A 13414-nucleotide genomic window follows, 5' to 3' on the forward strand; every position below is an offset into this window, starting at 1 on the left:
CAGGACGCCACCCTGGATGCGGAAACTCCCATGACATGCACAACCGGGATCGCCGACACCAAACTAGTTACCAACTATAAGTAATTTTCTTTTAGACAGCATGCAAGCAGCGTTATTAAAAATACGACTAAAGAATTATTCGTCGGCGGTGTCCGGCGCATAGATTTTTACCAGCAGAGACAGCAATTGACGCCGCTCAATCTCACTAAGTGATTGAGTTGCCTGAATATCGCTTTGTTCAGCCAACGCTTTCAGCTGCTCGGTCAACGCCTCGCCCTTTTTGCTGAGGAAAATCCCGTGGGAGCGCTTATCACGCTTGCAGCGTACCCGCAACGCCAGCCCTCTTTCCTCCAGGTGATTGATAAGACTAACGATTCTGGGCGGATCAATGTCCAGTATCTTGGCGAGGTTCGTTTGAGTTATCCCCGGATACCCTTCAATCACTACCAGCGAAGAGAACTGGGCCGGACGTATTTCATACGCCTGCATGGCTTCGTTGAAATGCTTGAAAACCGTCAGCTGGGCTCTTCTCAAGGCATAACCCAGGCGGTTTTCAAGCTCCAGTCCAGCAACAGACGTCGGCTCTTTATCATCGGGCTCGACCTGGTGAACAGATGCGCTCTTCTTGGATATGGTCATGAAAATAATTCCCGTCTCGAGTGAGTTAGATACAACCAAGGTCTTATACTGGCATCCTAGCCAACTATCTAGTTAACAACTATAACTATATGCGCCAGCATGACAGCACACAATAAAACCAAGAGTTTTCGCTATGGAGCCACGAATGTCACCCCCCTCCCCCCCGTCGCCCAGCCACTCGCAACACGCTCAAGAACATCGACTGCACGGTGGCGACGTACCTGACTACCCCCGCGCCATGACCCAACGCCTCGCACACTGGGCCAGTGAAACACCGCAGCAAACGTTTCTGGCGGAGCGAGTGGATGGACCGCAGAAGTGGCGAACGCTGACGTTTGGCGATGCGATGGCCCGGGTGACCTGCCTGGCACAGGCATTGCTCGATCACGGCTTGTCAGCGGAACGTCCGCTGATGGTGCTATCTGGCAATAGCATTGACCATGCCCTGCTCGCCTGTGCCGCCATGCATGTCGGCATTCCCTACGTGCCGGTCTCGCCTTCTTACGCGCTGCTGTCCGAAGACTTCGTCAAGCTGCAGCATGTGATGGCGCTGGTGACACCGGGCATGGTTTTTGTCGATGACGAGTCGCGCTTTAGCCAGGCGCTGGCGGTCGTTTGCGACGACAACATTACCTGCGTGGCCAGCGCGCCAGCTCAACGGTCCCTGGCGCTCGCGTCACTCGCCGCGACACCGGCAAGCGCCGCAGTTGACGCCGCCCACGTCTGCGTAACGCCTGACAGTGTCGCCAAGTTACTGTTTACCTCAGGATCGACGGGCATGCCCAAGGCGGTGATTAACACCCACCGCATGCTGTGCAGCAATCAAGCCATGCTGACGAAGCGACTGGGCTTTCTGGAGCAGCGCAAACCCGTGCTGGTCGACTGGCTGCCCTGGCACCATACCTTCGGCGGCAATACCATTCTGGGAATGGCGATTCACAACGGCGGCACTTTATACATTGATGACGGCAACCCCACGGCCCAGGGAGTTCGTCGTACCGCCGAGAACCTGCGCGAGGTTTCACCCACGTTTTATTGCAACGTCCCCAAGGGGTTCGAGGCGCTGGTCGAACACTTACGCGACGACGACACGCTGTGCGCCGCCTTCTTCCGCCACCTGGAAATGATGCACTTCGGCGGCGCCGTGCTGCCCGGGCATGTGCGAACCGCCCTGGAAACCCTGGGACGACAGAGCCGTGGCGCCCCTGTGCCCATGTTAAGCGGCCTGGGCTCCACGGAAGCGTGCCTGGCCTTCTGCACCGACGACCCTGGCGACATACCGGGGCTGATAGGCGAGCCCGTTCCCGGCATGACGCTCAAGCTGGTGGCCACGGACGATAAATGGGAAGCGCGTCTCAAGGGCCTCAACGTCACGCCGGGCTACTGGCGGGATGCCCAGCGGACGCACGAGGCGTTTGACGACGAAGGGTTCTACTGCACCGGCGACGCCATGCGCCTGCTTGACCCCGACCACCCGGAGCGGGGGCTGCTGTTCGACGGTCGACTCAGCGAGAACTTCAAGCTGGTCACCGGCACCTGGGTCAATGTGGGCACGCTACGCCTGCACCTTGTCGAGCACTTTGCTCCCCTGGTACAGGACATCGTGGTGGTTGGCGAAGGGCGCGACTACCTCACCGGATTCGTCGTCTTGAATCTGCCAGCCTGCCAACAGCACCTTGGCCTGGCAAGCGCTTCCCTCGAGGCGATCGCCACGAACCCCGAGCTGCACCAATGGTTCGCCGAACGCCTGGCCGCGCATGGTCACGGCCAGTCAAGCTCCATGCGGCTGGATCGCCTGCTCCTGCTGGATCAGCCACTCTCCGCCGATCAGGGCGAAGTCACCGACAAAGGGTCGGTGAATCAGCGGCTGGTTCGCGAGCGCTACCCGAATCTTGTGGCCTGCCTTTACGCCGAGCCGCCTCGGGATCCACGCATTGTGCTGCCCGCCAGTTGAGCACCTAGACACCGATACCCCGTCACTCAGGGGAGCACATGACCCGCTCGAGGCTGCTCCCGATACCACGTTGGGAGCATGCTCATGACACGCGGCCACTACGCGGCCTTTGAAGACATCCACCTGGTTGCCGCCTTGCGCACGCCGTTTACCGACCTGAACGGTGCGTTAGGCGACATCTCACCCACCGACCTTGGCATCAAGGTGGCCCGGGAGGTTCTGGCCGCAAGCGGCACGTCACCCACAGACGTGGATTCCGTCATCGCAGGCTCAGTGGCACAAGCCAGTGTCGACGCCTACTTACTCCCCCGCCATATTGGGCTGTATGCGGGGGTGCCTCAGGAGGTACCTGCCCTGCATACGCAACGCGTCTGCGGCACCGGGTTTGAACTGCTGAAACAGGCCGCGGAACAGATTGCCCTTGGCCAGGCCACACGCGTGCTGTGTGTCGGCACGGAATCCATGACCCGCAACCCGATTGTCGCCTATACGCACCGAGGAGGCTTCAAACTGGGTGAACAGGTGGCCTTCAAGGACTTCCTGTGGGAAGCGCTCATGGATCCGGCGCCTGGTGTATCCATGATTCAGACCGCCGATACGCTGGCGCAGCGCTATGCCATCACCCGTGAGCAGGTAGACGTCTATGCCGAGCGCAGCTTCGCCCGCGCGGTCGACGCCCAGGCGCAAGGGATTTTCTCTGCGGAGATCGTAGCGGTTGGCAACGAAACCTTCTCCCTGCCTGGCTATTATGACAGGGGCATACGCCTACCCCGCAAGATCAACCGCGTGGACCAGGATACGCATATCCGGCCTTCGCCTTGGAGCGTATTGAACCCGTTACCGCCGGTATACGACGACGGCGTACAAACCGCAGGCAACAGCGCCGCCGTTGTCGATGGTGCCGCAGCGGCGCTGGTGATGGCGGGCTCGCACATGGGCACGCCACCTCTGGCACGCCTGTGCGCCACCGCCGTGGTCGGCGTAGCCCCCGAGCTCATGGGTATCGGGCCCGCCCCCGCCATTCGGCTGCTGCTGGAACGCAGTGGCCTCACGCTCGACGATATTGACCGCCTTGAGATCAATGAGGCTCAGGGTGCACAGGTGCTTGCCGTCGCCCGCGAGCTGGATCTCGACCTCACCAAGCTCAACGTCCATGGCGGTGCCATCGCCATTGGCCATCCGTTGGCCGCGACCGGCCTGCGTCTCGCGATGACGCTCGCTCGCCAGCTCAAACGCGATGGGATGCGCTATGGCATCGCCGCCGCCTGCATCGGGGGAGGACAAGGGATAGCCATACTGCTCGAGCACACGCCCGAATAAGCCTTGGGCTCACGGCGACCATCAAGCGACTGAGCGGCTGCGTAGCAAAGCCTTCCCGCTGGCCCTGCACACATGCACAAAAAAGCTGGCAAAGCGCCAGCCCAAAACGTGATCAAAACAGCGGTACATCACTGACACCTTCACATCACTGCAAAGCGTAAATCGCTAGAACTGGAAGGTGGCACTTGCCTGCAGTCGGCTTGCATCATTGGCATCACCGTTCACCTGCTCGATATCGGCATGCTGGTATTCGAGACCGACCGCCATGCGTTCGGTGACGTCCCAGATGACGTTGGCAAACGCGTAGTCAAGGGTTTCGAAATGATCGCCATAGCCAGACGGCAAATCCTGCTCCAGGCGCGAAACGCCGGCGGAACTGAACCAGCTGTCCGTCCAGTAATGATTGAGCGACAGACCAAATGCCTGGGTCTCGATCGTTTCGATGTCAGTACCCTCCACATAAACGTCCGGGGCATTACGGTGACCCACATTACCGGGATTCCCCATATAGTTACCGATGCCCTCGCCGAAGGTAGCGCTGCCCCGCAAGCTGGTCGTCGAGCTGAAGGGCATATTGAACTGCGCCTGAATCCCATAGCCAGTGGCGTCGTCATCGATGGTGTTGGTGATGTTATTGGTCGACAGTTGACGCGCGATCCCCGACAGGGCAAACAGGCGCTTGTATTCATAGCGCAGCGTCAAGTCGGGCAGTTGGCTCTCGCCATCGGCAACGTCGGCGTCATTGCGAGCAATGACGGTGGTGGGATTTTCCAGGGCAGCCGAAAACGTACCGTCGCCCACCGGCTGCGTATAGCGTAACTGCGCCTGCCGCTCGAAGGCGTAGCCCTTGGGGTCGCCTAACGCCAGCGTACGCGTACCGCCCACAAAGCTCATGAAGTTTGACCATGTCTGCCCGGCTAGAAAGCCATTGAGCTCCCCGTAGGCATGGCGCAGGCCAAATTTGCCGTCGGGGACAAAGTGCCCCTCGAAGTAAGTCGATAGACGCCCATAGTCGGTTTGGGTCTGCGTACGAAAATTCAGGCGTGACTCATAGGCCGTAAAGCTGGTGCGACCATCGGTCTTGTTGCCCGGATTCATGACCGCGTAAGGGTTGGTCGATGTGCCCAGGTCGTAATCGAAGTCGTAAAAAGCATCAAGCTTGACGTACCCGCCGAAGGCGATATCTGTTTGCGTGCCGGGAATATTGATCGTCGACCGATGGTTCCAGGGCGGGCCTACGCGGCTTGGCTCACCGGTTACCACGGGTTCCCCTGCTTCCACTACGTCAAAGGCATGGGCCTGAGCAGCAAAAGCACAGGGTGTCAGAAGGGCGCATGCAACAAAACGGTTCATTTTCATTGTTGATCTCTGCTTTTAGTGTCGAGTCTAATTGTATTTGTTCTCAATGCGAACGCTGATCCGCATTACGTACTAAAGCTGCAAAAAAAACCTCCACCTGTCAATTAAGGCGGAGGTCTTATCTGATTGAGATAACCCAAACTATTGATTAAATAGAATTTTAAATATTTTATACTTTGGTTTAATTACACATTAAAACTAAATAACTCTTCGCTTCAGGGGTTATCAGCCAGCAGCTCGGGATAACGCAGCCCAATCAGCGCGTGCTCACGCATCAACATTTCCGCACGGGCACCTTCCCCTGACTTAAGCGACTGAAATATAAGCTCATGATGAAACTGGGCCAGCTGCAGTTTCTTGAACTCTCGCGCCAAATCCTCGCTATCGATAATGATGGAGTCGGCGGCAGCAAAAGGAAGATGGTTATTTCGCGAAATGGCATCGGCCACCACACGGCTATCGGCAGCCCCCACAATGCTGCCATGGAAGTGTGAATTGATATCGCTCCATTGATTGATATCGGTTTCCAAAAGGTACCCTTTATCCAGTAGCTGCCTGCCTTTTTGGATCCAAAAACCCAGTGACTCGGCCACATCTTGCGGCATGCCCCGCTCCGCCAGGCGTCGGGCGGCCAGCCCCTCCAACACCCCGCGGACCTCAACGGCGCAGTGAACATCGGCCTGGGTAAACTCACGCACCATGAATCCCCGCTTGCCCGCACGCTGGAGCAATCCCTCCTGCTCCAGCGTGCGAAACGCCAGGCGCACCGGCGTTCTTGAAACACCGAACTGCTCGGCTACCGCCTCTTCCCCAAGACGCTCTCCTGGGTGGTAGTGGCCCGCACCTATCAGCTTGCGGAGCCGACTGACCAGGCTTTTATCGTTGTCACTCATGTGGTTTTTCTCTCATATCAACAAGATTTAGCGGTGAACCAGCGCACGCTACGAAAGTATAGGTTGACGGTAAAAACCCTTCTAGCCTTTACTCTGGATCCAATAACAATGATTCAAATACCCATCAACAATACCAAGAAGGAGTTGACCGTGACACAACAAGCCCCCTATCCAATGAACACATGGTACGTCGCCTGCACCCCTGATGAGCTTACCGACAAGCCGCTCGGGCGAACTATTTGCAATAAGCAACTAGTTTTCTTCCGCGGCGATGAAGGTCGCGTTGCTGCCGTGGAGGACTTCTGTCCTCATCGCGGCGCTCCACTCTCACTGGGCTTTGTCCGTGATGGCAAGCTGGTGTGCGGTTACCACGGCCTCGAGATGAACTGCAGCGGCAAATGCGACAGCATGCCCGGTCAGCGGGTTCGCGGCTTTCCAAGCAACCGCGCCTATCCCGTTGAAGAACGTCATGGCTTTATCTGGATCTGGCCGGGCGACCCCGAAAAGGCTGACGCCGACCTGATTCCCGAGCTGCACTGGGCCAATAATCCCGACTGGGCTTATGGCGGCGGCCTTTACCATATTCAGTGTGAATATCGCCTGATGATCGACAACCTCATGGACCTTACCCATGAGACCTATGTGCATGCCTCCAGCATTGGCCAACCCGAGATAGAAGAGGCGGCGCCGGACACAACGGTAAACGGCGATGAAGTGGTCACCAGCCGTGAAATGGAAAACATACCCGCGCCGCCTTTCTGGCAGGCCGCCCTCAAGGGGAACGGGCTGGCTGACGATGTGCCCGTAGACCGCTGGCAGATCTGCCGCTTTACCCCACCCAGCCATGTGTTAATCGACGTCGGCGTAGCCCACGCAGGCAATGGCGGGGCCAACGCACCGGCCAATGTCAAAGCCTCAAGTATCGTGGTCGACTTTATCACCCCGGAGACCGATACCTCTATCTGGTACTTCTGGGGCATGGCCCGCAACTTCAAGCCGGAAGACCAAGCGCTTACCGATAAGATTCGCGAGGGTCAGGGCAAGATCTTCGAAGAGGATCTTGAGATGCTCGAGGCACAGCAGCGCAACCTGCTGCTCTACCCCGACCGCCAACTGCTGAAACTCAATATTGACGGTGGGGGCGTACAGGCGCGCCGCATTATTGATCGCATCTTAAAAGAGGAGCAGGCCGAGCAACCCCAGGAGGCAACGGCATGAGCCACCCCTCTCTATCGCTTATTGTCGAGGTAAAAGCTCGCCATGAGGAGGCGCTGGGCATCGCCACCTTCGAGCTTGCCGACCCGCATGGCCGTCCGCTTCCGCCCTTCAGCGCAGGCGCCCATATCGACGTGCAGGTCAAGGAGGGCGTGATACGACAGTACTCGCTGTGCAATCACTCGGAGGAGCGGGATCGCTACTTGATCGGCGTATTGCGAGACGAAGCCTCCCGTGGAGGCTCCGTCGCCATGCACGATGAGATAAAAGAGGGTGACTTCCTGCTCATCAGCGCCCCTAAAAACCACTTCCCGCTCAAGCCAGCTAAGCGAACGTATCTGCTGGCGGGCGGGATTGGCATCACCCCGTTGCTGTGCATGGCAGAACGGCTGGCGCGCACCGAGACAGACTTCGCGCTGCACTACTGTGCACGCTCCGCCGAGCGCATGGCCTTTCGCGAGCGTATCGAGGCATCAAGTTTTGCCGATAAAGCGCACTTCTACCTGGACGATGACACTGCGTCCCCAGCCCTCGACCTGGAAAAACTGCTCGGTGAGCCAGACGCTGATGCCCAGGTCTATGTCTGCGGCCCGGGCGGCTTTATCGACGCCGTCATCTCGACGGGTAAACGGTGTGGCTGGCCAGACGAGCAGCTGCACACCGAGTACTTTGCCGGTGCGGAGACCGCCTCAGAAGACGACGGCAGCTTCGAGGTACGCATTGCCAGCAGCGGCGCGGCCTTTACCGTCCCCGCCGATAAAACCGTCCACCAGGTGCTGGCTGAAAATGGCATCGAGATCATGGTGTCCTGCGAGCAGGGGGTCTGCGGCACCTGCCTGACCGGTGTGCTTGAAGGCGAACCCGACCACCGGGATCTATACCTGGAGGACGATGAACACGCGGCCAACGATCAGTTCACACCCTGTTGCTCCAGAGCCAAGAGCAAAACGCTTGTGCTGGATCTCTAAGCCACCATAAAAGCCGTCTCAAGAACCGTCTCAAGAACCGTCTCAAAAACCATCTCAAGAACAATCACAAAAACGTACTCCCGTTGACTAGATATGAGGATAACGACAATGAAAAAACAGTCCCGCCACCTGGCCAAGGCAACTCTGTTTGGCGTACTCGCCGCGTCACTTGCCGCCTCCACCGTGGAGGCCAGTACCACCCTCAGAGTGGCACACGTCTGGCCGGGCGGCTCCATGATCGACCGCGAGCTGTTTCAGGCCTGGGCGGAAAGCGTCGAAGAGGCTTCCGACGGTCAGTTGAGCGTGGAAATTTTCCCCAGCCAGACCCTCGCCAAGTCTGACAAGACCTATGAAAGCGCCGTGATGGGCATCGCTGATATTGGCGCTTCCGCCCAAGGGTACACGGCAGGCCGCTTTCCTCTGACCCAGGTGGTTGAGCTGCCGGGGGTATCATCAAGTGCCCGCCAGGGTGCCTGTATTCTTCAATCACTTTACGACCAAGGCCACTTTGAGGAGGAGTACGCCGACACGCGCCCTCTGTTCCTGTTCACGACCGGCCCAGGTTATCTGCATACCAAGGATCAACGGATTGAAACACCGGCAGACCTTGAGGGGCTTCGCTTACGCCGCCCTACGCCGGTGGTGGGTGATATGTTCGAACGCCTGGGCGCCCAGGCGGTGGGTATGCCAGCGCCAGATGTGTTTACCGCCATGCAGCGTGGCGTCGTCGACGGCCTCAGCTTCAACTGGGAAGGCATGAAGACCTTCCGGCTGAACGAACTGGCGCAGTACCATACCGAAGTTCCCCTGTATGACCTTTCGCTGTTCGCCACCATGAGCCAGCGCAGCTACGACCGCCTGCCAGCTGATTTGCAGCAGGTGATCGATGACCACAGCGGGTTGGAGTGGTCGCTTCGCGCGGCGGAAGTTTACGACGAGATGATACGCCAAGGGCGCGAAGAAGCCGTCGAGGCAGGGCATGAGTTCGTCGTCATCGACGACGCGCTGGAAGACCCTGAATGGGGCCCGGTGCTGCAGCAAACCATTGATAACTACCTGGAAGACATTGGCGGCGCTGCCAACGACATCTACAACGCCGCAATGGAGTTAAAGCAAAGCTGCTCTGCGTAACGTAACAATAGAGGGCGTCTTCCTTATTTCCAGACTGAAAAGGGCAGCCATTTGGCTGCCCTCATCGTTGCATGCACCTCAGGCATGTATCAAAAATCAAAAAATACCGTCTCGCCTTCGCCCTGCAGGCGGATATCAAAGCGATAACGCACCTTGCCGTCCACCTCTTCGCGCCTGGCGATCAGGGTCTGGCGGCGCGTCGGCGATTCGATACGCGTAAGCACCGGGCACTGGGCGTTCGCTTCAACCTCATCATCGAAGTAAAGCCGTGTTTGCAGGTGAATATTGACCCCCCGGGCAAAGACCGCCAGGTTAATGTGCGGCGCCATCAGTTGCCCGCTGGGGTGTTTCACCGCGCCGGGCTTGATGGTGGTCAGCGACCACTCGCTGCCGTGATCAAAGGTGGTAGCGGTCCGGCCGAAGCTGTTGAACGGCTTGCCGAGGTCGTAATCGGTCTGGTAGTTGCCGTTGGCATCGGCCTGCCAGGCTTCTAGAAACGCATCGCGCACCAAGTCGCCATTGCCGTCGATCACGTTGCCCACGATCTCGATAGGCTCACCCTCGGCGTCGGGCTTGGCCATCTCGTTCCAGACCTCTTCATCCCGAACGGGGTTGCCGGCTGCGGCGAGCGCCAGACCAATATGCACATAGGGGCCGGCGGTTTGCGACGCCGTTTCGCGCAGCATCAGCTCGCTGGCTGGCTGGGTGTTGGGTTGAATAGCGGGTTGTTGCATGATGATCCCCCTGGCCTTACTGGTTTTCGAAGTAGGTTTGCAGCTCGCCGCGCACCACGATGTCAAAGCGGTAGGCCAGGCAGTCCATCGGTTTACTGTGCGCCATATCGAGTCGGCCGATCATGGTGTCCACTGCCTCAGGATCGCTGAGCGTATGCACAATGGGGCAAAGCGGAATCAGCGGATCACCTTCAAAATACATCTGCGTAATCAAACGAGTAGAGATTGAAGGCCCGGTCACCGAGACATGGATATGGGCCGGGCGCCAGCTATTCACATCGTTGGGCCAGGGATAGGGGCCGGGCTTGATGGTGCGGAAACGGTACCCCCCCTGATCGTCGGTCAAGCAGCGCCCGACACCGCCGAAATGGGGATCCAAAGGCGCCAGATAGGCGTCCTTTTTATGCCGATAGCGGCCGCCGGCATTGGCCTGCCACATCTCGACCAGGGTATGCGGTACGGGCTTGCCGAACTGATCGACGACGCGACCATGCATGATGATCCGCTCCCCCTGGGGCAGCCCCTCCCCCTGGGAAAAGTTCATCAGCAGGTCGTTATCGTGGGGCCCCATGCGCAGATGGCTGAAATCGGGGCCAGTCAATTCAGACACGGTGGGTTGCTGCATGCTCACCAGCGCCTGCTGCGGCGAGCGTGGCACCGAGGTTTTATAGCCCGGGGCGTAGGCAGGCGGATGCCAATCTCGGTCACGTGCTACAAAGCGTTTGTTGTCGTGGCTCATCACCCTTACCTCTCGTTCGTTAACATGTCTCGCCTATTCACCCCAACCCAACTCTTTAGCGAGGGCAAAGGCGTGATTGGCGGCTGGCACGCCGCCGTAAATCGCCACGTGCATCAGCACCTGGCGCAGCTCCGCCTCCGTTAGGCCAATACGCTGGGCGGTTTTCAAGTGCAGTGTGAGCTCTTCGCGCCCTAGCGCGGCAAGAATCCCGGTGGTGATCATGCTGCGCTCACGGCGGGTTAAATCATCGTTGCTCCACAGCTCGCCCCAGGCCAGGCGGGTAATCATCTGCTGGAAGGGGGCATCCAGGCTGTTCGCATTGGCGGTGGAGCGCTCAACGTGTGCGTCGCCCAACACCTGCTTGCGGGTTTCCAGGCCGGTCGCGTACGCCACGCCGTGGTTGGCCACGTCGCCCAGATCCGTTGCCAGCACCCCGAGGAGCTTTTGCGCGAACAGCGTCGGGGCTTCTACCGAGGGTACATGGCCGACACTGTCAAAAATCTCCAGCGGTGCGTCATCGAGCTCTGCCGCCAGGGCTTCCAGCGTCGCGGGCGGCGTGGCCAGATCTTCGCTTCCGCCAAACAGCTGTACTTTGACCTTATTAGGAACGACCTTATGAAGGGCGCTCTTACCCGAGAGCTTTCCAGTGAACGTATCGCGGCCAAGCATCTCACACAGCTGAGCGTAGGACTCATCGTCGCCACGGCCCATCTGGGTGCACCAGCCCGCTTTCAGCGCCGGGCTTGCCTCAAACGCCTTTGGCGCAAACCAGCGCGGCACGATTTCCTCAGACATCGACGCCAGGCCCTCCTGGCGCACGCGGCCTGCACGGGTGTTCCACAGTTCCGGGTTGCCGATCACCGCCCCGGTGTTAGTCAGCGTCGCGGAGAGCAGGCGGTCGCCATGCGCAGCAATCAACTGCTGGCCGACGACACCGCCAATGGAGGTACCGGCAAAGTGAAAGCGCTCAGCGCCCGCCAGCTCTGCCAATGCCAGCGCCTCAGCGGCTAAATCAGCGGGCGTGATCTGCTCGCCGCTGACCGCCTGGCTGGCACCGTGGCCGGGGAGATCCCAGGTCAGCACCCGGTAGCGGGGCAGCAGCGCGTGAATCACGTCGTCCCAAACCGACTGGCTCATGCCCAGCGGGTGCGCCAGCACAACCAGCGGGTTTACGTCTGCGCCGAGCAGCCGGTACGCGACGCTGCGGCCATTGATGCTATGAAATGCCATGACGGTCTCCGTTAAACGCGTTCAATCAACGTCGCGATACCCTGACCCACGCCCACGCACATGGTGCACAGCGCATAGCGCTTGCCGCTGTTTTGCAGCTCATGGGCGGCGGTCAGCAATAGGCGGGCTCCGGACATGCCCAGCGGGTGCCCCAGGGCAATCGCGCCGCCGTTCGGGTTGACGCGAGGATCATCGTCTGCCAGCCCCAGGTCGCGCATACACGCCAGTGCCTGGGCGGCAAAGGCTTCGTTGAGTTCGATAATATCGATGTCATCGAGGCGTACACCGGTGCGTTCCAGCAGCCGGTTGACGGCTGGGACCGGCCCGTAGCCCATGATGCGCGGCTCGACGCCTGCCGTGGCCATGCCGATGATTCTAGCCATCGGGGCAAGGCCGTGCTGTTTGACCGCCGCGCCGCTGGCCACCAGCATGGCGGCGGCGCCGTCGTTGACGCCCGAGGCGTTACCCGCCGTGACACTGCCTCCCTCGCGGAAGGGCGTGGGCAGGCCAGCGAGTTTCTCGAGGGTGGTTTCCCGCAGGTGCTCGTCCTGATCGAAGATCAGCGGTTCCTGCTTGCGGCGGGGGATCTCGATGGCGGTAATTTCCTGCGCGAAACGTCCGCCCTGTTGTGCCGCGGCGGCTTTCTGCTGGGAGCGCAGCGCAAAGGCGTCCTGGTCTTCCCGGGAAATGTCGAACTGCTCGGCGACGTTCTCGGCGGTCTCCGGCATGGACTCGACGCCGAAGGCGTTCTTCATCAGCGGGTTGATGAAGCGCCAGCCGATGGTGGTGTCTTCAATCTTCTGTCCTCGGGCAAAGGCGCTATCGGCCTTGCCCATGACGTAGGGCGCGCGGGACATGGACTCCACGCCGCCTGCCAGCGCCAGCCCCATCTCACCGGCTTTAATGGCGCGAAACGCGGTACCGACCGCGTCCATCCCCGAGCCGCACAGGCGGTTCATGGTGGTACCGGGCACCGAGGCAGGAATGCCCGCCAGCAGCGACGACATCCGCGCCACGTTGCGGTTATCTTCACCGGCCTGGTTGGCGCAGCCCATGAAGACTTCTTCGATCGCTGCGGGATCGAGAGTCGGCGCTTCCGCCAGTACGGCCTTGAAAATCGTCGCGGCAAAATCATCCGGGCGCACGCTGGCAAGCGTACCGCCAAAGCGACCGACAGCCGTACGACGCGGGTGACAGAGATAGACGTCGTTCATTTCGACATTGCTCATGAC

At 59.6% G+C, this 13414-nt stretch carries 12 protein-coding genes; 5 read left to right on the top strand and 7 right to left on the bottom strand.

What is annotated here, in order from left to right:
- Positions 1–135 precede the first annotated feature (135 nt).
- The gene (locus IT895_RS18375) at positions 136–639 is read right to left on the bottom strand and encodes a MarR family winged helix-turn-helix transcriptional regulator (protein WP_199284296.1); all 504 of its coding nucleotides are present in this window, start codon (positions 637–639) and stop codon (positions 136–138) included.
- 145 nt (positions 640–784) lie between these two features.
- Here IT895_RS18375 and IT895_RS18380 point away from each other — a divergent pair, with 145 nt between their 5' ends.
- Positions 785–2593, top strand: coding sequence for a feruloyl-CoA synthase (locus tag IT895_RS18380; protein ID WP_233337303.1), 1809 nt, complete (start codon positions 785–787; stop codon positions 2591–2593).
- Positions 2594–2677: 84 nt separating this feature from the next.
- Entirely contained in the window at positions 2678–3913 is a 1236-nt protein-coding gene (locus IT895_RS18385) for a thiolase family protein (protein WP_233337304.1), read from the top strand.
- A 165-nt stretch (positions 3914–4078) separates the two neighbouring features.
- Here IT895_RS18385 and IT895_RS18390 read toward each other — a convergent pair whose 3' ends face one another.
- A complete protein-coding gene (locus IT895_RS18390; RefSeq protein ID WP_199284299.1) occupies positions 4079–5272 on the bottom strand; it encodes a DcaP family trimeric outer membrane transporter in 1194 nt (397 codons plus the stop codon).
- Positions 5273–5487: 215 nt separating this feature from the next.
- Positions 5488–6165 (bottom strand): GntR family transcriptional regulator, encoded by a 678-nt coding sequence (locus IT895_RS18395; protein ID WP_199284300.1) that lies wholly within the window; start codon positions 6163–6165, stop codon positions 5488–5490.
- A gap of 174 nt (positions 6166–6339) precedes the next feature.
- Between IT895_RS18395 and IT895_RS18400 the strand changes: the two genes are divergently transcribed.
- The 3 genes from IT895_RS18400 to IT895_RS18410 all read left to right on the top strand — a co-directional run bounded on the left by IT895_RS18400 (position 6340) and on the right by IT895_RS18410 (position 9479).
- Positions 6340–7383: an aromatic ring-hydroxylating dioxygenase subunit alpha gene (locus tag IT895_RS18400; RefSeq protein ID WP_230445962.1), complete on the top strand. Its 1044-nt coding sequence runs from the start codon at positions 6340–6342 to the stop codon at positions 7381–7383.
- The gene (locus IT895_RS18405; RefSeq protein WP_199284302.1) at positions 7380–8348 is read left to right on the top strand and encodes a PDR/VanB family oxidoreductase; all 969 of its coding nucleotides are present in this window, start codon (positions 7380–7382) and stop codon (positions 8346–8348) included. Before IT895_RS18400 ends, IT895_RS18405 begins: the two co-directional genes overlap by 4 nt.
- A 108-nt stretch (positions 8349–8456) precedes the next feature.
- Positions 8457–9479 carry a TRAP transporter substrate-binding protein gene (locus IT895_RS18410; RefSeq protein ID WP_199284303.1) on the top strand — a complete coding sequence of 341 codons (1023 nt, stop codon included), beginning with the start codon at positions 8457–8459 and terminating at the stop codon, positions 9477–9479.
- A gap of 89 nt (positions 9480–9568) precedes the next feature.
- Here the strand turns inward: IT895_RS18410 and pcaG are convergent, their stop codons facing one another.
- Genes pcaG through pcaF form a run of 4 tightly spaced genes read right to left on the bottom strand, consistent with a single transcriptional unit; the run spans position 9569 to position 13396 of the window.
- A complete protein-coding gene (gene pcaG, locus IT895_RS18415; protein WP_199284304.1) occupies positions 9569–10213 on the bottom strand; it encodes a protocatechuate 3,4-dioxygenase subunit alpha in 645 nt (214 codons plus the stop codon).
- A 16-nt stretch (positions 10214–10229) separates the two neighbouring features.
- A complete protein-coding gene (gene pcaH, locus IT895_RS18420; protein WP_199284305.1) occupies positions 10230–10952 on the bottom strand; it encodes a protocatechuate 3,4-dioxygenase subunit beta in 723 nt (240 codons plus the stop codon).
- Between the two features lie 33 nt (positions 10953–10985).
- Positions 10986–12182, bottom strand: a complete 1197-nt coding sequence (locus IT895_RS18425) for an alpha/beta fold hydrolase (protein ID WP_199284306.1) — start codon at positions 12180–12182, stop codon at positions 10986–10988.
- A gap of 11 nt (positions 12183–12193) precedes the next feature.
- Positions 12194–13396: a 3-oxoadipyl-CoA thiolase gene (pcaF, locus tag IT895_RS18430; RefSeq protein WP_199285523.1), complete on the bottom strand. Its 1203-nt coding sequence runs from the start codon at positions 13394–13396 to the stop codon at positions 12194–12196.
- Positions 13397–13414 lie beyond the last annotated feature (18 nt).

This window comes from Halomonas sp. A40-4, from assembly GCF_015767635.1.
GTDB lineage: Bacteria > Pseudomonadota > Gammaproteobacteria > Pseudomonadales > Halomonadaceae > Vreelandella > Vreelandella janggokensis.